The organism is Actinomyces sp. zg328, from assembly GCF_009829635.1.
GTDB classification, from domain to species: domain Bacteria; phylum Actinomycetota; class Actinomycetes; order Actinomycetales; family Actinomycetaceae; genus Actinomyces; species Actinomyces marmotae.
In genome coordinates this window covers 25,118-46,896 of sequence record NZ_VWPE01000019.1, presented here as the reverse complement: position 1 = coordinate 46,896, position 21,779 = coordinate 25,118, and the positions used below count along the sequence as shown (strand labels likewise).

At 72.0% G+C, this 21,779-nt stretch carries 21 protein-coding genes and 1 pseudogene; 4 read left to right on the top strand and 18 right to left on the bottom strand.

What is annotated here, in order from left to right; all coding sequences use genetic code 11:
- From GVV75_RS08385 to rimP, 4 genes and pseudogenes are all read right to left on the bottom strand, one after another.
- Positions 1–432, bottom strand: a pseudogene (locus GVV75_RS08385) (translation initiation factor IF-2 N-terminal domain-containing protein); the annotation flags it as partial.
- Positions 433–524: 92 nt separating this feature from the next.
- Positions 525–860 (bottom strand): YlxR family protein, encoded by a 336-nt coding sequence (locus GVV75_RS08380; RefSeq protein ID WP_159524256.1) that lies wholly within the window; start codon positions 858–860, stop codon positions 525–527.
- A gap of 111 nt (positions 861–971) precedes the next feature.
- A complete protein-coding gene (gene nusA, locus GVV75_RS08375; RefSeq protein ID WP_159524257.1) occupies positions 972–2,018 on the bottom strand; it encodes a transcription termination factor NusA in 1,047 nt (348 codons plus the stop codon).
- A 61-nt stretch (positions 2,019–2,079) separates the two neighbouring features.
- On the bottom strand, positions 2,080–2,550 hold the full coding sequence (gene rimP / locus GVV75_RS08370; protein WP_159626270.1) for a ribosome maturation factor RimP: 471 nt from the start codon (positions 2,548–2,550) through the stop codon (positions 2,080–2,082).
- 342 nt (positions 2,551–2,892) lie between these two features.
- Between rimP and GVV75_RS08365 the strand changes: the two genes are divergently transcribed.
- A complete protein-coding gene (locus GVV75_RS08365) occupies positions 2,893–3,729 on the top strand; it encodes a Tat pathway signal protein (RefSeq protein ID WP_159814310.1) in 837 nt (278 codons plus the stop codon).
- A gap of 54 nt (positions 3,730–3,783) precedes the next feature.
- On the opposite strand, the gene GVV75_RS08360 is transcribed toward GVV75_RS08365, so the two are convergent.
- The 11 genes from GVV75_RS08360 to pyrH form a co-directional block, all read right to left on the bottom strand.
- On the bottom strand, positions 3,784–5,595 hold the full coding sequence (locus GVV75_RS08360) for a proline--tRNA ligase (RefSeq protein WP_442858387.1): 1,812 nt from the start codon (positions 5,593–5,595) through the stop codon (positions 3,784–3,786).
- A gap of 107 nt (positions 5,596–5,702) precedes the next feature.
- Complete coding sequence (locus tag GVV75_RS08355) at positions 5,703–6,659, bottom strand: GNAT family N-acetyltransferase (protein WP_159626276.1); 957 nt, start codon at positions 6,657–6,659, stop codon at positions 5,703–5,705.
- A gap of 39 nt (positions 6,660–6,698) precedes the next feature.
- Positions 6,699–7,877 carry a flavodoxin-dependent (E)-4-hydroxy-3-methylbut-2-enyl-diphosphate synthase gene (ispG, locus tag GVV75_RS08350; protein ID WP_159524262.1) on the bottom strand — a complete coding sequence of 393 codons (1,179 nt, stop codon included), beginning with the start codon at positions 7,875–7,877 and terminating at the stop codon, positions 6,699–6,701.
- A gap of 78 nt (positions 7,878–7,955) precedes the next feature.
- Positions 7,956–8,213 carry a hypothetical protein gene (locus GVV75_RS08345; protein ID WP_159814306.1) on the bottom strand — a complete coding sequence of 86 codons (258 nt, stop codon included), beginning with the start codon at positions 8,211–8,213 and terminating at the stop codon, positions 7,956–7,958.
- A 58-nt stretch (positions 8,214–8,271) separates the two neighbouring features.
- Positions 8,272–9,597, bottom strand: coding sequence for a M50 family metallopeptidase (locus GVV75_RS08340; RefSeq protein ID WP_159626280.1), 1,326 nt, complete (start codon positions 9,595–9,597; stop codon positions 8,272–8,274).
- Positions 9,594–10,871 carry a 1-deoxy-D-xylulose-5-phosphate reductoisomerase gene (gene dxr / locus GVV75_RS08335; protein ID WP_159814318.1) on the bottom strand — a complete coding sequence of 426 codons (1,278 nt, stop codon included), beginning with the start codon at positions 10,869–10,871 and terminating at the stop codon, positions 9,594–9,596. Before dxr ends, GVV75_RS08340 begins: the two co-directional genes overlap by 4 nt.
- 43 nt (positions 10,872–10,914) lie before the next feature.
- Positions 10,915–11,457 carry a DivIVA domain-containing protein gene (locus GVV75_RS08330; protein WP_413227756.1) on the bottom strand — a complete coding sequence of 181 codons (543 nt, stop codon included), beginning with the start codon at positions 11,455–11,457 and terminating at the stop codon, positions 10,915–10,917.
- Positions 11,454–12,626 (bottom strand): 23S rRNA (adenine(2503)-C(2))-methyltransferase RlmN, encoded by a 1,173-nt coding sequence (gene rlmN / locus GVV75_RS08325; RefSeq protein ID WP_413227758.1) that lies wholly within the window; start codon positions 12,624–12,626, stop codon positions 11,454–11,456. The genes GVV75_RS08330 and rlmN overlap by 4 nt, the downstream gene beginning before the upstream one ends.
- A 158-nt stretch (positions 12,627–12,784) precedes the next feature.
- Positions 12,785–13,723 carry a phosphatidate cytidylyltransferase gene (locus GVV75_RS08320; protein ID WP_175994019.1) on the bottom strand — a complete coding sequence of 313 codons (939 nt, stop codon included), beginning with the start codon at positions 13,721–13,723 and terminating at the stop codon, positions 12,785–12,787.
- Positions 13,724–13,790: 67 nt separating this feature from the next.
- Entirely contained in the window at positions 13,791–14,348 is a 558-nt protein-coding gene (frr, locus tag GVV75_RS08315) for a ribosome recycling factor (RefSeq protein WP_159524267.1), read from the bottom strand.
- 96 nt (positions 14,349–14,444) lie between these two features.
- Positions 14,445–15,203 carry a UMP kinase gene (pyrH, locus tag GVV75_RS08310; RefSeq protein ID WP_159524268.1) on the bottom strand — a complete coding sequence of 253 codons (759 nt, stop codon included), beginning with the start codon at positions 15,201–15,203 and terminating at the stop codon, positions 14,445–14,447.
- A 285-nt stretch (positions 15,204–15,488) separates the two neighbouring features.
- Between pyrH and GVV75_RS08305 the strand changes: the two genes are divergently transcribed.
- Together GVV75_RS08305 and GVV75_RS08300 are read left to right on the top strand one after the other, a co-directional pair.
- Entirely contained in the window at positions 15,489–17,237 is a 1,749-nt protein-coding gene (locus GVV75_RS08305) for a sodium:solute symporter family protein (RefSeq protein ID WP_159626282.1), read from the top strand.
- 12 nt (positions 17,238–17,249) lie between these two features.
- Positions 17,250–17,522: a hypothetical protein gene (locus GVV75_RS08300; protein WP_159626284.1), complete on the top strand. Its 273-nt coding sequence runs from the start codon at positions 17,250–17,252 to the stop codon at positions 17,520–17,522.
- A 172-nt stretch (positions 17,523–17,694) separates the two neighbouring features.
- On the opposite strand, the gene tsf is transcribed toward GVV75_RS08300, so the two are convergent.
- Complete coding sequence (gene tsf / locus GVV75_RS08295) at positions 17,695–18,534, bottom strand: translation elongation factor Ts (protein WP_159524271.1); 840 nt, start codon at positions 18,532–18,534, stop codon at positions 17,695–17,697.
- 44 nt (positions 18,535–18,578) lie between these two features.
- Positions 18,579–19,448 (bottom strand): 30S ribosomal protein S2, encoded by an 870-nt coding sequence (gene rpsB, locus GVV75_RS08290; RefSeq protein ID WP_159626286.1) that lies wholly within the window; start codon positions 19,446–19,448, stop codon positions 18,579–18,581.
- Between the two features lie 557 nt (positions 19,449–20,005).
- Between rpsB and GVV75_RS08285 the strand changes: the two genes are divergently transcribed.
- Positions 20,006–20,755 carry a M23 family metallopeptidase gene (locus GVV75_RS08285; protein WP_236266111.1) on the top strand — a complete coding sequence of 250 codons (750 nt, stop codon included), beginning with the start codon at positions 20,006–20,008 and terminating at the stop codon, positions 20,753–20,755.
- Between the two features lie 52 nt (positions 20,756–20,807).
- Here GVV75_RS08285 and GVV75_RS08280 read toward each other — a convergent pair whose 3' ends face one another.
- A complete protein-coding gene (locus tag GVV75_RS08280; protein WP_201288742.1) occupies positions 20,808–21,779 on the bottom strand; it encodes a tyrosine recombinase XerC in 972 nt (323 codons plus the stop codon).

Sequence of the window (21,779 nt, the reverse complement as noted above, 5' to 3'; positions counted from 1 at the left end):
CGAGGGCCGGGGGGCCGAGGGCGTCGCGGCCTGGGGCTTGGAGGGCTCCCGGGGGCTGTCCGGCGCGGGCGCCGGCTGAGGAACGGGCGCGGCCTCGGGCTCCGACGGGGCGGCGGGGGCCGGGGCGGGTGCGGACGGGCGCGCGCCGGGCTTGGGAGCCACCGGCCTCGCACCGGGCTTGGGCGCGGACGGCGCCTTGACCTCCCTCTTCGCCTCCGCGGGCTTGGCGGGCTTGGCGGCCTTGGGGGTCGCGGCCGCTTGCGCCGCGAAGTGCTCGCGCACGCGGCGCGCGACCGGGGGCTCAACAGCGGAGGAGGCCGCCTTGACGAACTCCCCCTGGTCCTTGAGCCACGAGAGGATCATCTTCGAGGTGATCTTCTTGCCAGTGGGGTCGAGCTCCTTGGCGAGCTCGTGAACGCGTGGTTTTGCCACTTTTCTCCTGTCAGGTTGCCCGCTCCCTGACAGGAGCGGGCGCTAGTAGAGGCAGCTCATCGCTGGGTACTCATCGGGTGCCCATCAGCTTCCTACCCGCCTTCGTTATCGGTGGTCCGGCCCCGGGAGGGACCGGTCGGATCATGCGCTCCCGAGGGCGCCGCGTGGGCGGCGAGCCAGTCGCGCACATGGGCCGCGTCGAGCGGGCCCTCGGCGCGCAGAGCGCGCCCGAGGGCGCGCCTGCGCTCGGCGAGATCGAGGCACGCCGGATCCGCGTGGATCCAGGCGCCGCGCCCTGGCATGAGGGCCCGGGCGTCGACCGCGAGCTCGCCGCTCGCGGTCAGGGCCAGCCGCAGCAACTGCGGCCTGGGGGCCTTGGCGCGGCAGCCGATGCAGGTCCGCTCAGGCACATGCGAGGAGGCTGTCACCGACTCACCGTGTCCTTCCGGGAACTCACCGCCCACCACTCCGGGCACGAGGGCGCCGCTCAGCGCCCCGCGACCCGCCCAGGGCCCGCGGAAATACTACCGAAAGCGCTGTCAGGAGCCGTCGTCGGGGGTTGAGGTACCTGTCACGTCGTCAGCGCGCGATCCATGGCCCGGGACGATCTCGCCGAGCTCGGCATCGGCGTGGATGTCGATCTTCCAGCCGGTCAGGCGCGCGGCGAGGCGGGCGTTCTGCCCCTCCTTGCCGATGGCCAGTGAGAGCTGGAAGTCCGGGACGACGGCGCGGGCGGTGCGCTCGGCGTCATCGACGACCGTCACGGAGGCCACCCGCGCCGGTGACAGGGCGTTGGCCACGAAACGGGCCGGGTCCTCGGAGTGGTCGACGATGTCGATCTTCTCCCCGCCGAGTTCGGCCATGACGGCGCGCACGCGCTGGCCCATGGGGCCGATGCAGGCGCCCTTGGCGTTAACGCCGCGGGTGCGGGCGCGAACCGCCATCTTGGTGCGGTGCCCGGCCTCGCGGGCGATGGCGACGATCTCGACGTCGCCGGAGGCGATCTCCGGGACCTCGCGCTCGAAGAGCTTCTTGACCAGCCCCGGGTGGGTGCGCGACAGGATGATCTGGGCGCCCTTCATGCCCCGGGAGATCTCAGTGCAGTAGACGCGGACGCGGTCCCCGTGGCGGTAGCGCTCGCCGGGAACCTGCTCGTGCGGGGGCATGATCCCCTCGTGCTCCTCGTCGAGGCGCACGTGGATGATCCGGGGGTCGCGGCCCTGCTCGACGACGCCGGAGATGAGCTCCCCGGTCTTATCCTTGAAGGCGCCCAGGACCTCGAAGTCACGGCGGTCCTGGATGCGCTGGACGATGACGGATCGGGCCGTGGCCTGCGCGATGCGGCCGAAGTCGTCCGGGGTGTCGTCGAAGAACTCGCCGGTGGGCTCGTCCTCCTCATCGACCTCCGGGGCCAGCACCGACATGTGCCCGGTCTTGCGGTCGATCTCGACGTGGGCGCCCCGGATGGCCCCGGGCACCTTGGAGTAGGCGCCGAGAATGGCGTCCTCGATGGCGGGCAGCAGGGCCTCGAGGTCGATGCCCAGCTCGTCGGCTGCGACGCGCAGCTCCGGCATGTTGATGTCCATGGTTCCTCTTGTCTGGTGCCGTGTGCTGATTCGGGGATGGGGGTCTGGACGGTTCGTATGGTCAGAAGACGACGATCATCCGCGCGCTGGCGATGTCGTCGAGGCGGAGCGCCGTGGCGGTGCCATCCGCCTCGATCGTGACGGCCTCGTCGTCAGCATGAGTCACGACGCCGGTCACGGTGAGGGGGGCAGAGCCCTCACCGCCGCCGGTGGTGACGGTGGCGCTGTGACCGACAGCGCGGCGGAAGTGCCGGGGGGTGCGCAACTCGCGCTCGGCGCCGGGGGTGGAGACCTCGAGGGTGTACTGGCCCTTGACCGGGTCGGCGTCGTCGAGGGCGGCGGAGACAGCGGCGGTGACCTCACCGATGCGGTCAAGGTCGAGGTCACCGGGGCCATCGGGCAGGTCGACGATCACCCTGACCACCGAGTGCTTGCCGGCCCGGGTGGTCTGGACGCCCTCGAGGAAGAGGCCCTCGGCCTCGACGACGGGGCCCAGCAGATCGGTGAGCCGCGACGCGAGCGTGTCCGTCATGGTGTCCCTCGTTCCTCATTGGCGTGGCGCCGGCTGGACGCCGGCATCGTGCTGGCGCGATGCCGGCGGGCACCGCGCGTTCGGTCGGGCCAATCGTACCCGCCCTCCACGGATGGCCGAGCGGGTGGGCGGCACCGTGCCGCGGCATGGGAGGATCGGTCCGTGAACGACACCGCGCGCCCACGCTCCCCGCTCTCTTCCTCCCAGGCGGCCCGCTCTCTTCCTCCCAGGCGGTCCGCCCTGGTCAGAATGGGCGCTGCCGTGCTGGGGATCGCCGCTATCGCGGGGACCGCGGCATGCGAAGTGCCGTTGGCCCCCTCCGATCCGGATCCGCTGCCGACGATGACGGGTGATGAGGCCTCGCGCGAGGCCCTGGCCCGTCGTGCCGCGCTCATCGGCTCCACCGCGCGCGCCGTCATCGCCCGGGGCGGGCAGGACGGCGCGAGGGCGGAGGTGATCGCGCAGGAGGCGGATGCCCAGCTCGCCGCCCTCGGGGGCGTCTGGGAGCCCTGGCCGACCGGCGCCCCAACGGGCCACCCCACCGCCACGCCCGTGGAGACGGCGGCCGGGACGGCCACGACCGAGGATCTGGTCACAGCGCTGGGCGACGGCGCGGCGTCGGCGCGCTCGGCGCTGGGGACCGCTCAGGACAAGGGCCTCGCGAGGCTCGCCGCCTCGCTGCGCATCGCGTGGTCCCTGCGCCAGGAGGCCCTCTCCCCCGGCTCGGTGGCGGCGTCCGCGCGATCGGCCTCGACGACGACCTCACCGCTGCCCGACAACGCCCTGGCGCTCTACGACCAGTTGCGCTACACCGGTGAGTTGCTGGCGGCGCAGTCGGCCTCGGACCCGACCGCGCGGGGGCGCTCCATCGAGGACGCCGGGGCCGCCACCGCGGTGGTCAACGCCTCGATCACAGCCGGGGGCCCGGCGACGGCGCGGCCCGCCGACCCGCGCCAGCCGGCCTATGGCGCGCCCGCAGGGGCCGACTCCGCGGACTCCCCTTCCGGCCAGTGGATCGGCTCGCTGTGGCGCTCGATCATGGTCGAGGAGATGTCGATCGCCGTCTCCGGCTCGGGCGATCAGCGCCTGGTGGCCTCAGACGCCTCCGTGGCCGCCGCGCTGCGGGCGGCCTCCTGGGGGGTCGAGAGCGCCGAGGCGCTGCCCGGCACCCAGGGCTGAGGCGCCCGCCGGCACCGGGAGGCCGGCGGGAGCGCCGCCGCGCCCGCCACCGGTTTATCGGGCGAGGGCGTCGCGCACGAGCGCGCGGACCCGCTCGGCGGCCTGGTCAGCGGGCACGCTGTGGCGCTCGCCGCTGCGGCGGTCACGGATCTCCACGGTGCCCTCCTTGGCGAGGTCGCGGCCGACCACGATGGTGTAGGGCAGGCCCAGGAGTTCGGCGTCGGCGAACTTGACGCCGGCGGAGACCTTCCTGCGGTCGTCGTAGAGGACCTCGACGCCGTCGGCGTCCAGGGCGGTGGCGATCCCCTCAGCGGTGGAGAAGACGGCGTCGTCCTTGCCCGTGGCCAGGACCTGCACGTGGAAGGGGGCCACGGCGATGGGCCAGGCCAGGCCGCGCTCATCGTGGTTGGCCTCGGCCAGGGCCGCCATGACGCGCGAGACGCCGATGCCGTAGGAGCCCATGGTGACCACGCGGGACTTGCCGTTCTCGTCCAGGACGCTCAGCCCCAGGGCCTCGGAGTACTTGCGGCCGAGGGCGAAGATATGGCCGACCTCGATGCCTCGGGCGAGGCTGAGCGGGCCGGAGCCGTCGGGGGCGGGGTCGCCCTCGCGGACCTCGGCGGCCTCGATGGTGCCGTCGGCGGTGAAGTCGCGGCCCATGACGAGTCCGAGCACGTGCTTCTTGGGCTCGTTGGCGCCAGTCACCCAGCTGGAGCCGTTGACGACGCGGGGGTCGACGAGGAAGCGCGCGGAGCCCACGAGGCGCTCAGTGCCGTCGTCGGCCTTCTCCACGCGGCGCAGGGGCGAGTTGGGGCCGATGGCCTGCGGGCCGATGTAGCCGCGCACGAGCTCGGGGTGCCCCTCGAAGTCCGCCTCCTCGGCCATGGAGACCTCGGCGGGGGCGACGGCCGCCTCCAGGCGCTTCATGTCGAGATCGCGATCACCGGGGATGCCGATGACGAGGAGTTCGCGCTCACCGTCGGGGTGGGTGAGGGTGACGACGAGGTTCTTAAGGGTGTCGGCGGCCTCCCAGGCCCGCCCGTCGGAACGCGGGTAGGCCTCATTGCACAGGGCGACGAGGGTGTCGATCGTGGGGGTGTCCGGCGTATCGACGACGCGCGCCTCGGGCGCCCCGGTGGCGTCGATCTCATCGGGCACGACGGTGGTGACGGCCTCCGCGTTGGCGGCGTAGCCGCCGGCGGAGCGCACGAAGGTGTCCTCCCCGATGGGTGAGGGGTGGAGGAACTCCTCAGAGTGGGAGCCGCCCATGGCGCCGGACATGGCGTTGACGATGACGTAGTCCAGGCCCAGCCTCTTGAAGAGCCGCTCGTAGGCGTCGCGGTGGAGCTGGTAGGAGGCGTCCAGGCCGGCCTCGTCAATGTCGAAGGAGTAGGAGTCCTTCATGACGAAGTCGCGGCCGCGGATGATGCCGGCGCGGGGGCGGGCCTCATCACGGTACTTGGTCTGGATCTGGTAGACGATGGTGGGCAGGTCCTTGTACGAGGAGTACATGTCCTTGACCGCCAGGGTGAACATCTCCTCATGGGTGGGGGCCAGGAGGTAGTCGCCGCCCTTGCGGTCCTTGAGGGTGAACAGAGTGGGGCCGTACTCGGTCCAGCGGCCGGAGGCCTTGTAGGGATCGGCGGGCAGCAACCCGGGGAAGTGGACCTCCTGGCCGCCGATGGCGTCCATCTCCTCACGCACGATCGCCTCCACCTTGCGCAGGGTTCGCAGCCCCAGCGGCAGCCAGGTGTAGATGCCCGGCGCGGCGCGGCGGATGTAGCAGGCGCGCACGAGGAGCTTGTGGCTGTCGACCTCGGCGTCGGCGGGGTCCTCACGCAGGGTACGGATGAAGGCGTTCGACATCGTCTGTAGCACGGGGCGATCCTACGTGGTCGGCCCGCAGGCGCCCGAATCAGGGTGGGATGGGTGGAGCCGCCACGGCGCGGCCCGGGATGGAGCCCCCTGATGGATCAGAGCAGCACCGTGGCGAAGGCGCCATGCTGGGTGAAGCCGAGCGAGCGGTAGAGCGCCCGCGCCGGGGCATTGAAGTCATTGACGTACAGGCTCACCCCGCCGCCGGGCCCCACGTGCTCCTGTCGCACGGCGTCGACGGCGGCGGCCAGCGCCACGCCGCCCACTCCCCTGCCCCGCAGGTCCGGGCGCGTCCACACGCCGGTGAGCTGGGCGACCGCGCCGTTGGGCGCGTGCCAGATCCCGCCGACGTCGACCTTGAAGGCCACTCGCGCCGGGCCCCCGGGGCGCGCGGGGCGCCCCTGGCCGTCGTCGAGGAGCACGTAGCTGCGGCCCTCGCCCACGAGCCAGGAGACGTGGCGGGCGTAGGAGCCGCCGGAGGACATGGGGTCGTAGCCGACCTCCTCTGTGAACATGGCCACCGAGGCCGGCAGGACGAGGGGCTCCTCCTCGGGGCGCGCCTGGCGCGTCCCGCGCGCGACCCAGTCGAGGAAGGGGCGCCGGGCCACCGCCCGGGCGGCTAGCCCCCCGGGTGGGCTCGGCGCGATGAGGACGGGCTGGTTCCACCGCGCCTCCCGGTAGCGCATCCCGGCCGCCTCCAGGCGATCCCACAGCAGCGAGACGTCCTCGGGGCTGCCGAGGATCGATCCGTTGCGCGTCAGGCGCGGGCGGGCGTGCTCGGCGAGCGCCCGGGCGCCAACGCGGCCCGCCCCGGGCAGGCCCAGATCAGGGCGCGGGGCCAGACCCATGACGATGAGGGAGCCCGTGGACCAGGCGGCGGCGTCGGGGGCCGCGGGCCGTCCCAGGACGACGACGTCCCCCGATCCCCATTGCCTCCAGCGCTCGAGTTGCTGGGCGAGCGGCAGCGACAGGACGGGGTCGCGGGAGCATAGGGCGAGCACGCCCCCGGCGCGGCGGGGGCTCACGGGGGTCAGTCGGCGCGTGAACAGGGGCATTCCGATGCGGGCGGGCCGCGCCCGCCGGACCGCCGTCCCTCAGACCGTCAAGACCGAGGGGGCCGTGCCCTTGAGGGCGTCCTCGCCGAGCTCGGCGCGCATCTGCTCGGCCATGGCCTCGGCGTGCCTGATGAGGGTCTCGACGACCTGGTCCTCGGGGACGGTCTCGACGACCTTGCCATGGACGAAGATCTGGCCCTTGCCGTTGCCCGAGGCGCAGCCGAGGTCGGCCTCGCGAGCCTCTCCGGGACCGTTGACGACGCAGCCCATGACGGCCACGCGCAGCGGGGCGCTGATGGACTTCAGGCCCTCCTCGACGGACTCGGCGAGGGTCCACACGTCCACCTGGGCGCGGCCGCAGGAGGGGCAGGAGACGATCTCGAGCTTGCGCTCGCGCAGGCCCATGAACTCCAGGAGCTTGGTGCCGACCTTGACCTCCTCGACCGGCGGGGCGGACAGGGAGACGCGGATGGTGTCCCCGATGCCCTGAGCCAGCAGCGTGCCGAAGGCGGCGCAGGACTTGATGGTGCCCTGGAAGGCGGGGCCGGCCTCGGTGACACCGAGGTGGAGCGGCCAGTCGCCCTTCTCGCTGAGCATCTGGTAGGCCCGCACCATGGTGACGACGTCGTGGTGCTTGACCGAGATCTTGAAGTCGTGGAAGCCGCACTCCTCGAAGAGGCCTGCCTCCCAGACGGCGGACTCCACGAGGGCCTCCGGGGTCGCCTTGCCGTGCTTCTTGAGCAGGCGCGGGTCCAGGGATCCGGCGTTGACGCCGATGCGCAGGCTCACGCCGGCGTCGGAGGCGGCCTTGCAGATCGCGGCGACCTGGTCGTCGAACTTGCGGATGTTGCCGGGGTTGACGCGCACGGCCCCGCATCCGGCCTCGATCGCCTGGAAGACGTACTTCGGCTTGAAGTGGATGTCGGCGATGACGGGCACGCGGGACTGCTTGGCGATGATGGGCAGGGCCTCGGCGTCCTTGTCCGTGGGGCAGGCGACGCGCACGATGTCGCAGCCGGAGGCGGTGAGCTCGGCGATCTGCTGGAGGGTGGCCCCGATGTCGTGGGTCTTCGTCGTCGTCATCGACTGCACGGTGATGGGGGCGTCGCCGCCGACGGCGAGGTCGCCGACCCGGATCCTCCGGGTGGGCCTGCGGGGGGCGAGAACAGGGCGCTCCTCACGCACGGAGGGGATGCCAAGGGCGATCGCTTCAGTCACGCGCCCCAGTATGGCACCGCGCTGCGCGCGCGCACGACGACGGAGGGTGTGGTGAGCGCGATGCCGCGGCCAACCAGGTCACCCGGCGGTGTCACCCGAATGGGGCTGAGGCGGGCCACCACCGCTCTGACGGGCCGAGTGGAGGTCCGCCACGACGGTGACGAGCAGGAGGACGGCCCCGATGAGCGCGCCGAGCACGAGCGTGCCCACGATGAGACCAGCGGTCGCCTCGGGCGCGCCCCAGGCGCGGAGGATCGAAAGAGCCTGAACATCATCGGCATCGGGCAGGAAGAAGGCCATGAGATCCAAGGTGAACTCCTGCGCCGCGATGGCCATGATAAGCCGCCGTGCCGCGATGCCGGCCCGTCAGCAGGCTACCGCCTGGTCAGAGCCCCTATCCGGTGATCGGGGCGACGAGGTCGACCCACACGAGGACGACAGTCATGACGATGAGGATGCCGAAGACCACCTGGCCCACGGGCAGCATGCGGGCGGTGTCCACGGGGCCGGGGTCGGGACGCCCGTGCGCCAGCGCCCAGCGGCGCCGGGCCCCCTCCCAGAGCGCGCCGGCCACATGACCGCCGTCGAGGGGCAGCAGGGGGATGAGGTTGAAGGCGAAGAGCGCCAGGTTGAGGGAGCCGAGCAGCATGAGCATCTGGGAGACGCGCAGCTCCAGCGGGACGCTCACCGAGGACGCGCCCGTGCCGGCACTGGACACCTCGCCCGCGATGCGCCCGACGCCCACGAGGCCGATGACGCCGCTGGCGGAGCGCTCCTCGTGGCCGAGCCCGGCGGCCACCGCGTGGTAAAGGCCCACCGGCAGGGTGGCGATCGCCTTGACGGTGCCGGTGACGGCCTGGCCGATGGTGGATGGGAGCTCGCCGATCGGCAGGGGCACCGCCCCGTGGACGGGGCTGATACCGACATAGGGGCGGGTGGTCGTCGTGGGGTTGCCGTCGGAATCGAGCACGGGGTTGCCCCGGGGGTCGAGGACCTTGCGCTGGACCTCGACAGCGGTGACGGTCAGGGTGACCTCGGCGCCGTCGCGCTGGACGACGACGGGCACGGGGCGCGTGCCGGAGGCGGCGATAGCGGCCTGGACGTCCTTCCAGGAGGAGGTCCGCGCGCCGTCCCAGGAGCGGATCTCATCGCCCGCCCGCAGGCCCGCCTGGGCCCCGGGCGCCGTCGGGTCGGTGTCCGCGCAGGCAGTGCCGGAGTCGACGTCGGAGGTCAGGCAGGCTGAGACGCTCTTGAGCGTGGTGGTGCCGCCCGGCAGGCCGATGCCGCACAAGGCGACGGTGAGCAGGAGGACACCCAGCACGAGGTTGGTGAGGATCCCGCCCGCCATGACGAGGAGTTTGCGGGGCACGCTCAGGAGGTAGAAGGCGCGGTGCTCCTCGCCCGGCTCGATCTCCGCCAGGGCCTCGGCGCGGGCCTCGGCGATCTGGGAGCCGGGTTTGTCCGGGCGGCCCGGCCTGGCCGGGGGGATCATGCCGACGAGCTTGACGTAGCCGCCCAGCCAGATCCATTTCACCCCGTACTCGGTCTCCCCCCGGCGCGTGGACCAGGCACGGGGCCCGAAGCCGATGAAGTACTCGGGGACCTTCACTCCGAAGCGCTTGGCGGGGATCATGTGCCCGAGTTCGTGAAGAGCCACCGAGATGCCGATGCCGATCACGAGGACGAGGATGCCGAGGGCGTATGCGAGGGCCTGAGTCATGCGCGCAGTCTGCCACGGGAGGCGATGAGCTCGTCGGCGCGCGCCCGCGCCCATGCCTCCACCTGCGCGACCTCGTCGAGCCCGGGCGTGGCCAAGCCCTCGTGCTCGCCCAGGACGGCGGCGTCGATGCCCACGATGTCCATCCATTCCAGGCCGCCCGCCAGGAAGGCGGCGACGGCCTGCTCGTTGGCGGCGTTGAGGACGGCGGGGTGGGTGGCTGAGGCGGCCACGGCGGAGCGCGCCAGGCCGACGGCGGGGAAGGCGTCGTCGTCGAGGGGCTCGAAGCCCCAGGCCACAGGGGCGCTCCAGTCGTTGGGGGCCACCAGCCCGGCCAGGTCCGGGCGCTCGGGCCAGGTCAGGCCCAGCGCGATGGGCAGGCGCATGTCCGGAGGGGAGGCCTGGGCGATCGTGGCGCCGTCGATGAACTCGACCATGGAGTGGATAACCGATTGGGGGTGGACGACGACGTCGATGCGCTCGGGCGGGATGTCGAACAGGAGGTGCGCCTCGATGAGCTCGAGCCCCTTGTTGACGAGGGTGGAGGAGTTGATGGTCACCACCGGGCCCATCGCCCAGGTGGGGTGGGCCAGGGCCTGCTCGGCGGTGACACCGGCGAGCGAGGCGCGGTCGCGCCCGCGGAAGGGCCCGCCGGAGGCGGTCAGGATCAGGCGGCGCACCTCGCTGGTCCCGGTGACGACGGGGCTGGTCAGGCCCTTCTCGTGACGCCCGGAGGCCAGGGCCTGGGCGATCGCGGAGTGCTCGGAGTCCACGGGGACCACCTGGCCGGGGCGGCGCAGCGCCTCCCTGACCAGCGCCCCGCCGACGACGAGTGACTCCTTGTTGGCCAGGGCCAGGCGTGCCCCGCTGGCGAGCGCGGCCAGGGTGGGGCGAAGGCCCACCGAGCCGGTGATGCCGTTGAGGACCGTGTCCCCCTCCCCTACGCCGGAGGCCTCGATGGCGTCCGCGGCGGCGTCCGGGCCGGTCAGGATCGTGGTGACGGGGTCGGGGCGGCCCAGGCGCTCAGAGGCGGCGGTCAGGGCCTCGCGCAGCGCCCGCTCGATTCCCGGGCGCCCATCGGCCAGGGCCACGAGCGGGACGGCGAAGCGCAGGGCCTGCTCGGCCAGGAGATCGAGGCGGGAGCCGCCGGCGGCCAGCGCGGCGACACGGGGGGCGCCCCGCCCGAGGCGCCGGGCGACCTCGAGGGCCTGGGTGCCGATGGATCCCGTGGAGCCCAGGAGGACGAGGGCCCCGGGGGCGCCAGCGCGGGCGGTCATGCTGCTCATGCTCGTCCCCTTCCGGACGCGGCCCGGGCGGGCATCACTCGACGGAGAAGACGACCTCGACGACGCGCGCGAGGTAGCGGTCGACGCTGGACTCGTCATAGGCCTTGGAGCCGCGCGCGCTGCCGAATACGGCCGTGCGGACCTCGGCGGAGGTCAGGGGCGCCTCCGAGTCGAAGTAGGCGGCGATGCGGTCCATGAGGGCGTCCACGTCGGCCTTGGAGTAGCCGTGGCGGCGGGCCGGGGCGAAGCGCTCCCCAGCGGGGCGCAGGAGGCGGGGGTAGAGCGTGGTGGCGAGCTCGGCCACCTGGTCCATCCAGGCCTGGCGCCCGTTCTGAGCGACGAACTCGGCCCGGCGCCGCTGTAGGAAGGCAGTCTCGAGACGGTCGAGGGCCGCGTCGACGGCACCGGGCTCGTAACCCCGGCGCACGATGTCAAAGGCGACAGTGCGCACGCCCTCGGAGTCCATCTCGTCGAGGTCCTCGGACTCGTAGATGTCCTTGGCCGTCTCGAAGTAGCCGTCCACCTGCGAGGGACGGTATCCCCGGCGGAAGAACGACGTCCTGGGGAACATGGTCATGACCTGATCCTCTCCTGCTTGAGAACCTCCGCCGCCAACTGGCCGCAGGCGCCGTCGATGTCGCTTCCGCGCGTGTCGCGCACGGTGGTGGTGATGCCGGCGCGCCGAAGCGTGCCCACGAATAAATCTTGCACACTGGGCTCGGAGCACGTCCAGATCGAACCCGGCGTGGGATTGAGCGGGATCGGGTTCACATGCGCCCAGCCGCGGCCCCGCCGGTTCAACTCATCGGCGAGCATCTGGGCCCGCCAGGCGTGGTCATTCATGTCCTTGATCAGGGCATACTCGATGGATACGCGCCTGCCGGTGGCGCGGAAGTAGTCGTGGGCGGCGTCGAGGAGTTCGCCGACCCTCCACTTGGAGTTGACCGGGATGAGGGCGTCACGCAGCTCGTCGTCGGGGGCGTGGAGGGATACGGCGAGCGTGACGGGCATCCCCTCCCCCGCCAGTTTGCGGATGAGCGGGACGAGGCCGACAGTGGAGACCGTGATGCCGCGCGCGGACAGGCCGAAGCCCTCCGGCGACGGGTCGATGAGGCGGTGGAGGGCGGCGACGACGTTCCTGTAGTTGATCATCGGCTCGCCCATGCCCATGAAGACGACATTGCTCAGGCGCGCGGGGCCGCCGGCCAGGGCGCCGTCGGCGCACACGCGGGCGGCGTGGCGGACCTGCTCGACGATCTCGGCGGTGGTGAGGTTACGGGTCAGGCCCATTTGCCCGGTGGCGCAGAAGGGGCACGCCATGCCGCAGCCGGCCTGGGAGGAGACGCACAGGGTGGCGCGGTCCTTATAGCGCATGAGCACGGATTCCACGCGCACCCCGTCGTGGAGTTCCCAGAGGTGCTTGAGGGTGCGGCCGCGGTCGGCGCGCATGATCCTGACCTCGGTGATGAGCTCGGGCAGGAGCTCGCCGGCCAGCTGCTCGCGCACGGAGGCGGGCAGGTCCGTCATCTCAGCGGCGCGGCGGGTGAAGCGGGTGAAGTAGTGGCGGGAGAGCTGGTCAGCGCGGAAGGCGGGCAGGCCGGCCTCGGCCAGCGCTGCCCTCCTGCCCGCGAGGCCGAGGTCGGCCAAGTGGCGGGGGGCCTTGCCACGGGCGGGCGGGACGGCGAAGGACAGGCGGGGGCGCGCGTCAGGGGTGGTGGCGCCCTCGGGAGGCTGGTCCGTTGGCATCACCTGGACCTCGCCGGGCGCTGGACCGCTGGCCCGGCGCCGCAGGGCGACGGGCTCGGGGCGCCCGGCGCGGGCGCGGCCGACGGTGGGGCTCACGGGGCTCGGGGTCCTTTCTCTCGATTGTCTCGCTGGTGCCATGGTCTCGTCCGGCGCGGCTCTCACCAGGGGATGAGGGTGAACAGGTACACGATGGGCGCGGTGACCAGAATCGAGTCGAGCCGATCCATGAGGCCGCCGTGCCCGGGCAGGAGCGTGCCCATGTCCTTCAGGCCGAGATCGCGCTTGAGGAGGGACTCCCCCAGGTCCCCGAGAGTGGCCACGATCGTGCAGCAGGCGCCGAGCGCGGCGCCCGCCCACAGCGGCCCGTCGAGGAACGCCACGCAGGCCGCGCCCGCCCCGACGGCGGCGATGAGGGAGCCGGCGAACCCCTCCCAGGATTTCTTCGGGGAGACCGCGGGGGCCATGGGGTTGCGGCCCATCGTGATGCCGACCAGCCAGCCCCCGGTGTCGTTGGCGATCGGCAGGGCGAACAGGGTGATGACCTTGGCGACGCCGTGGTCCTGGGCGGCGAGCAGCACGGCGAAGCTGGCGAGGAACGGGAGGTAGGTGGCGGCCAGGACCGAGGCCGTGGCATCCACGGAGCGCGAGCGCCGGGCCTCGTCGTGGGCGTCGGTGCGCGGCACGTCGTGGGGGCTGGCCTCGAGGATGGTGCCGTCCTCGGCCTCGGCGCGCTCCACGAAGGACCACAGGACGCAGGCCCCGACGGTCGCCAGGTAGGCACCGAAGGCGCCCTCGGCGCCGAGGGTCCAGGCGGTGATGGCGATGCCGGCGGACCCCACCCACAGGGGCAGGAGAGGCAGGGCGATGCCCTTGCGAGCGAATGCGCCCGCGAGTTCCCACAGCGCCCCGCACACGGCGAGGATGACGACGCCGACGAAGTACTTCTTCTCGAAGACCAGGGAGGCCAGGATCCCGGCGATGAGGACCGCGGAGACGCCTATCGCGGCCGGCAGGTTGCGGCCGGCCCGGCCCGTGGCGGGCAGGGGCGCGCGATTGCGTGTCGGTGGCGGTGTCAGCAGAGCGCTCAGAATGGTCACGAGGGGTTCTTCGGGTCGGGGTGGGGGCCTCCGTCAGCCCCGCGAGGGGCCGGCGGGCTCAGGCGGATCAGACGGAGAGGAGCTCCTCCTCCTTGGAGGCCAGGGACTTGTCGATGGCGTCGACGAAGCGCTTGGTGAGCTGGTCGAGTTCGCCCTCGGCGCGCTTGACGTCGTCCTCGCCGGCCTCGCCGTCGCGCTTGATGGCCTCGAGTTCCTTCTTGGCCTTTCCGCGCACGCCGCGGACCTGGACACGGGCCTCCTCGGCGCGCGAGCGGGCGAGTTTGACGTAGTCCTTGCGGCGCTCCTCGGTGAGCGCGGGCAGGGCGACCCGGATGACCGTGCCGTCGTCGGTGGGATTGACCCCGAGGTCGGACTCGCGGATGGCGGTGGTGATCGCCTTCATCGCGGAGCGGTCGAAGGGGCTGACGATGACCGTGCGGGCCTCGGGGATCGTCAGGGAGGCGAGCTGCTGGAGGGGCGTGGGGGCGCCGTAGTAGTCCACCAGGATCGAGTTGAACATGGAGGGGTTGGCGCGGCCGGTGCGAATGGCGGCGAGCTCGCCCTTAGCGGCCTCCAGGGCCTTCTCCATCTTCTCCTCGGTGGAGAGCATGACGTCGTCGATCATCGTTCTTCCTTCGCTTGGGAGGTGTCTGGGTGGTCATCGCGCCGCGGCGCGGCACGTGCTGGATCTGACTGGACCGGTTCTCGCGCGCCCCGCGGCTCAGGGCCTCCCCCCGGAAACGAGCGTGCCGATCTTCTCACCCAGGAGGGCCTTGGTGATGTTGCCGTCCTTGCCCATGCCGAACACGCGCATCGTCAGGCCGTTATCGCGCGAGAGCGCGAAGGCGGAGGCGTCGACGACGGCGAGCCCGTCCGCCAGGGCGCGCTCATAGGTGAGGTGGTCAAGCTTGACGGCACTGGGGTCCTTGCGGGGGTCGGCCGTGTACACGCCATCGACTCCGTTCTTGCCGACCAGCAGCTCGTCGCAGCCGGTCTCCAGGGCCCGCTGGGCGGCGACGGTGTCCGTGGAGAAGTAAGGCAGGCCCGCGCCCGCCCCGAAGACGACGACACGCCCCTTCTCCAGATGGCGGATGGCGCGCAGCGGGATGTAGGACTCGGCGACCTGCCCCATGGCGATGGCGGTCTGCACGCGGGCGGGCACCCCGGCCTTCTCGATGAAGTCCTGCAGGGCCAGGGCGTTCATGACGGTGCCGAGCATGCCCATGTAGTCGGCGCGGGCGCGCTCCATGCCGCGGGCCGACAGCTCGGCGCCGCGGAAGAAGTTGCCCCCGCCGACGACGACGGCGACCTGGACCCCGGCGCGCACGGCGTCGGCGATCTGCGTGGCGGCATCGGAGACGACGTCGGGATCGAGGCCGATGGAGCCTCCACCGAAGACCTCGCCCGAGAGCTTGAGCAGGACGCGCCGCGGGTGGTGGCCGTGCGCGACGCGGTCGTCTCTGCTGCTCTTGTCTGCCATCTCTGCCTCTCTGCTTGTCTGCCTGTGTCGTGGATCGCCCGCGCGGCCGCCGGGGGACGCCCGTGCTCGGGCGGGACGGTGGTCGCGGACGGGCCTTGAGCCGTCCGGTAGAGACTACCCGCTCGCGCCGTCGCGGGAAGCCCGCATGGGGCGGCGGGGCGGTGGAGCGCGGGCGGGGGACCCGGGCAGATCGGTGGGCCAAAACGGTCACGATCCGTTAACACGGGCGTTAGGCTCGCGGAGGAGACCCACTCACGTGTCTCGGCTCACACCCAGGAGGCGTTGATGACCACATCCCACCTGATCCCATCCCTCGCCGCATCGAGCTCTTCCACGCTGCTGGAGGCCCGCTGGTACGACTACTTCCCCATTATCGTCTACTTCGCCTTCGTCGTGGGAGTCGGCTTCATGGCCAAGCGGCGCATGGCCTCCTCCGATGACTTCCTCACCTCCGGCCGCTCCCTGCCCGCCTGGGTGACCGGCATCGCCTTCGTGTCGGCCAACCTCGGCGCCGTCGAGATCATGGGCATGTCCGCCAATGGCGCCCAGTACGGCCTGCCGACCTTCCACTACTTCTGGATCGGCGCCATCCCGGCCATGATCTTCCTGGGCCTGGTCATGATGCCCTTCTACTACGGCTCCGGCGTGCGCTCCGTGCCCGAGTTCATGCTCAAGCGCTACGGCCGGGCCGCCCACCTCATCAACGCCCTGTCTTTCGCGCTGGCCCAGCTGCTCATCGCCGGCGTCAACCTGTACCTCCTGGGCTCGATCGTCCACCGCCTGCTGGGGTGGCCGCTGTGGGTGGCGCTCATCGTCGCCGCCATCATCGTCTTCAGCTACATCAGCCTGGGCGGGCTGTCCGCCGCCATCTACAACGAAGTCCTCCAGTTCTTCGTCATCATCGTGGCGCTGCTGCCGCTGACCCTCGTCGGCCTCAACCGCGTGGGCTGGTGGAGCGGCCTCAAGGAGAAGATCACGGAGGCGGCCACCACCCACGGCACCGGGGCCTACGCCGACCCCAGCGCGCAACTGCACTCCTGGCCCGGCAACCTGCTGTCCGGCTTCGATTCCTCGGCCCTGTCCGTCTTCGGCATCGTCTTCGGCCTGGGCTTCGTCCTGTCCTTCGGCTACTGGACGACGAACTTCGTAGAGGTCCAGCGCGCCATGGCGGCCGACTCGATATCGGCGGCGCGCTCAGCCCCGATCATCGGCACCTTCGCCAAGATGGTCGTGCCCTTCCTCGTCATCATCCCGGGCATGGTGGCCGCGGTCCTCGTCTCGGAGATCATCGGGCTCAAGCAGTCCTCGCTCAGCGGCGCGACCGCCAACGGGGAGATCACCTACAACGACGCCGTCCTGCTGCTCATGCGCGACGTCTTGCCCAATGGCCTGCTGGGCCTGGCGATCACCGGTCTGCTGGCCTCCTTCATGGCGGGCATGGCGGCGAACATCTCCGCCTTCAACACCGTGGTCACCGTGGACCTCTACGAGCGCTACATCAACACGAGGGCCGATGACGCCACCTACCTGCGCATGGGCAAGCTCACGACGGCGGTCGCCACCACCGTCGCGATCTTCACCGCGCTCATCGCGTCGAACTACTCCAACCTCATGGACTACCTCCAGCAGCTCTTCTCCATGTTCAACGCGCCACTGTTCGCCACGTTCATCATCGGGATGTTCTGGCGCCGGGCCACGAGCCACGCGGGCTGGTCCGGGCTGGCCTGCGGGACACTGGCGGCGCTCGCCCTCAACGTGGCGTCCTGGACCGGGCACCTGACGCTGCCCGGCCAGGGCCTGGCCTTCCTCGCCGCGGGCACGGCCTTCGCTGTCGACATCCTCGTGACCGTCGTCGTCTCGTTGATAACGACGCCCAAGCCCGCCGTGGAGCTGGAGGGCTTCGTCTACTCCCTCACGCCGCACGAGGCGCGCACAGACCCGAACGAGGCGTCGCTGCCCTGGTTCCGCAAGCCGGTCCCGCTGGCGGTCTGCGCGGGCGCGCTCGTCATCCTGCTCAACTCGATCTTCCACTGAGGAGCCACGGACATGTCATTGCTGTCAAAGATCCTGGCCGATATCCGCACGGTCATCGCCGCGGTCCTCGGCATCTTCGGCCTCTTCCTGCTTGTCTGCTCGGGATTCCTCAACGGGGAGGACGAGATGGCCAAGACGGGCGGCGTCAACGCGAACCTGTGGGCGGGCATCGCCCTCGTCGTCGTGGCGGTGCTCATGGCCCTGTGGTGGGGAGCCTCCCCCGGCGACTCCGGCAAGGGGTCGGACGGTTCGCCGTCCGATCCCGGAGCCCAGCGCCAGGGCTGAGGCCGCCCGCTCCTCAGTTCCCCCGTCGCCACGTCGCGCTGCGCGGCACTGCGCCGCGCTGCGCGGCACTGCGCCGCACTGTGCGGCACTGCGCCGCGCGCGCCACGGCCCCCGGTCCACGAGGGACCGGGGGCCGTGCTCTTGCTGACCGCTGGTCAGCGGGCTTTAGCGATCAGGCGCCGACGCGGAAGCGGACGAAGCCGACGAGCTCGCCGCCGGTGGCCTCGACGACCTTGCCGACCGTGGTCTTGGGGTCCTTGGCGAAGGCCTGCTCAACGAGGCAGTTCTCCTTGAAGAAGCCGCCCAGGCGGCCCTCGACGATCTTGGCGATGGCCTGCTCGGGCTTGCCCTCGGCGCGGGTGGTCTCCTCGGCGATGGAACGCTCCTTGGCCACGACGTCGGCGGGGACGTCCTCACGGGTGAGGTAGGCCGGGGAGTAGGCGGCAGTGTGCATCGCGACGTCGTGAGCCGCCTCGGCGGCCTTGGCGTCGGTGCCGACGAGCACGCCCACCTGGGCGGGCAGGTCGGGGTTGGTGCGGTGCAGGTAGAGCTCCACCTTGGGGGCGCTCAGGCGGCCGACGCGGCGCACGACGATCTTCTCGCCGATGACGGCCTGCATGGAGTCGGTGAGGTCCTTGACGGTGGAGCCGTCGACCTCGACCTCGGCCAGGGCCTCGGCGGACTCGGCGCCGGAGGCCAGGGCGGCGGAGAGGACCTTGTCGGCGTAGCCGAGGAACTTCTCGTTCTTGGCCACGAAGTCGGTCTCGGCATTGATCTCGACGAGCACGCCGGTCTGGCCGTCGGCGTCGTCAACGACCTTGGCGGCGATGAGGCCGGCCGAGGCGGCGCGGCCCTCGCGCTTGGCGATGCCCTTGAGGCCCTTGACGCGAATGATCTCGATGGCCTTCTCGACGTCGCCGTTGGCCTCGTCGAGGGCCTTCTTGACATCGAGCATGCCGGCGCCGGTCTTCTCGCGGAGCGCCTTGATGTCAGCGGTGGTGTAGTTCGCCATGGATTCTCCTGGTGTTGAAGCGTGGGGAATGTCGTCAGGGGCGCTCAGGCGCGCTCGGCCGGGGCCTGGTCGGCGGCCTCGGCCGGGGCGGCGGCGGGAGCCTCAGCGGGCTGCTCGGCCGTGGCGGCCTCAGCGCCGGCGAGGAGCTCGGCCTCCCACTCGGGCAGCGGCTCAGCCTCGGGGGTGCCGACCTCGGCCTCGGAGCCGGTGCGGGCGCGGCCGGCGGAGCGGGCGAGGAGGCCCTCGGCGGCGGCGTCGGCGACGACGCGGGTGAGCAGGCTGACGGAGCGGATGGCATCGTCATTGCCCGGGATGCCGTAGGTGACCTCGTCGGGGTCGCAGTTGGTGTCGAGGATCGCGATAACCGGGATGTTGAGCTTGGAGGCCTCGGAGATGGCCAGGTGCTCCTTCTTCGTGTCCACGACCCACACGGCGGCGGGGAGCTTGGACATGTCGCGGATACCGCCGAGGGTGCGGATAAGCTTGTCCTTCTCACGGCGCATCATGAGCAGCTCCTTCTTCGTGCGGCCGGAGCCGGCCACGTCGTCGAAGTCGATCTGCTCGAGCTCCTTCATGCGGTCCAGGCGGGCGCGCACGGTGGAGAAGTTGGTGAGCATGCCGCCCAGCCAGCGCTGGTTGACGTAGGGCATGCCGACGCGCTGGGCCTGCTCGGCCACGGCGGCCTGTGCCTGCTTCTTGGTGCCGACGAAGAGGATGTTGCCGCCGCGGGCGACGGTCTCCTTGACGAAGTCGTAGGCGGTGTTGATGCCGTCGACGGACTTCGTGAGGTCGATGACGTAGATGCCGTTGCGCTCGGTGAGGATGAAGCGCTTCATCTTGGGGTTCCACCGGCGGGTCTGGTGCCCGAAGTGGACACCGGACTCGAGGAGCTGGCGCATGGTCACGACTGCCATGACTCGTCCTTTCGCGCGGCCGGGAGGTTGCCCGGTCCGCCATGTGTCAGGGGGCGCCGCCGATCAGCGACGGCGTCCCATGGGTTCTTTGAGTTGATCCCCTGTGCCCGGACGCGCCGGGTCCGCCCTGGAGCGGGCGGATAGGGCCTGGTGCCCGCGACGCGCGGCCACCCGCCTGCGCCCCCGGTGATTCGGGAGGGCCGTGCGGGACCGCGACCGCGGCGTCCGAAAGGACGTTCCCAGAGCCCGGGGGCGCTGGGTGCGGGCACGCGAAGTCGGTCGCCGCTCCCCGGGGCCATGAGGATCCGGGCCCGCGCCGGACCGGTGTTCCCGAGGGAGCCCGACCAGCGCGCATCACAGCGAACCGCGCCCGTGAGGTTATCACAGTGACATCGACCTTTCCGCATCGTGCCGGGCAATGATGCCACTGCCCGGGTGTCTTTCTCGTCACGGGGCCAGCCCTCGCCCGGGAACCACAGGCATGGAGGCGCTTCGGCTCCCGGCGCTCCTGTGAGCGCGCGACGCCGGGGCGCGCTGAGGAGCCTGAGCATGGGGCCATGCCGATCTCGCCGCCCGTTTCGCCACCCGCCTCACCGCCGGCCTCGCCCGCCGCCCCCTCCCCGCTCCCCCGCGCCTCCCCAGGGCCGCGCCGCGCGCTGCGCCTGCTGGTCACGTCGCTCGCTGCTGTGGCCCTCGCGGCGCTTATCCCCCTCCCCGCCGTCGGCGCCCCACCCGCGGGGCCCGGCGCCGAAGTGGCGGCGCGCGGCGCGGTCCTCCCCGTGAGCGCGCCGTTGGAGCGCGCCAAGGACGCGCATCGGCGCGCGCGCTACGTGTGGCCCACGGGTGGGCCAGTGGCGGTGGTCGAGGGCTTCGATCCTCCCACCGTCGTATGGGGCGCGGGGCACCGCGGCGTCGACCTGGCGGTGGCCGCGGGCAGCCCCGTGCGCGCGGCGGGCGCGGGCGAGGTGGCCTTCGCGGGGATGGTGGCGGGGCGCCCCGTGGTCTCGATCGATCATGCGGACGGGATCCGCACCACCTATGAGCCGGTGGCGCCGAGCGTGGCCGCGGGCGACGCGGTGGGCGCCGGCCAGGTGATCGGGACCCTGCTGCCCGGTCACCGCTCCGACGGCGTCGATGCTCTCCACTGGGGCGCCAGGACCGCCAGGAAGTCCTACATCAACCCCTTGCGCCTCCTGCGCCCGCCTGTCATCCGCCTCAAGCCCGCCGCACCAACCGGTGCCATCCGCGCTGACCGGTGCCATCCGCACCCACCGGTGCGGGCAGGACGCCCCACTCGGCGGAAATAGCACCACTCAGGGCGGCACGCACCTGTCGATGGGCGCCGCCCTGGGCGCGTCCTCAGGCCCGGGGGAAGGCCTGCTCGTAGACGGCGCGCAGGCGCTCAGCGCTGACATGCGTGTAGCGCTGGGTGGTGGCCAGGGATGAGTGGCCCAGGAGCTCCTGAACGCTGCGCAGATCCGCGCCCCCGCTAAGGACATGCGTCGCGGCAGAGTGCCGCAGCCCGTGCGGGCCCAGGTCCGGGACCCCGGCGGCCGCGGCGGCACGGTGGACCACCTCGCGGATGGCGCGGGCATCCACGCGCCCGCCCCTGGCGCCGAGGAACAGAGCGGTGCCGGTGCGGGGGCGGACGAGGGCGGGGCGCTGATCGAGCCATCGCCCCAGGGCTCGGGCAGCCGGGGCGCCGTAAGGGACGGTACGCTCCTTGCCCCCCTTGCCCAGGACGCGGATGGTGCGCCTGGCGTCATCGACGTCCCCGAGGTCCAGTCCGGCGAGCTCGGAGACCCTCATGCCGGTGGCGTAGAGGATCTCCAGGAGGGCGAGGTCACGCGTGGCCAGGGGACGCTCGGAGGGTGGGGCCTGGCTGGCGCGCTCGGATGCCGCGGACAGGAGCGCGGCGGCCTGCCCTGTGGTCAGGACGGTGGGAAGGCGGTTGTCCACTCGCGGGGAGCGCAGGCGCGCGGCGACGTCGGAGCGGAGGAGGCCCGAGCGCTGGGCCCAGGTGGAGAAAGCGCGGATCGCGGCACTGCGCCGGGCCATGGTGGCCCGCGAGCGCCCGGCGCCGGACATGCCGGCGAGCCAGGCGCGCAGGTCGGCCAGGTCGAGGCTGGCCAGGGCGGGCCCGATCGGCTCGGCCTCCCCCGCGCCCGCCCCGAGGAAGTCGAGCAGGTCCTCCAGGTCGCCCACGTAGGCGCGCACCGTGTGCTCCGACAGGCCTCGCTGCAGGCTCAGATGCCGGAACCAGGCGTCCAGGAGCTCCCCTCGCGAGGAGGGCAGGTCCTTCCCCGCCCCGGGGCCGTGGTCGCCGCTCAT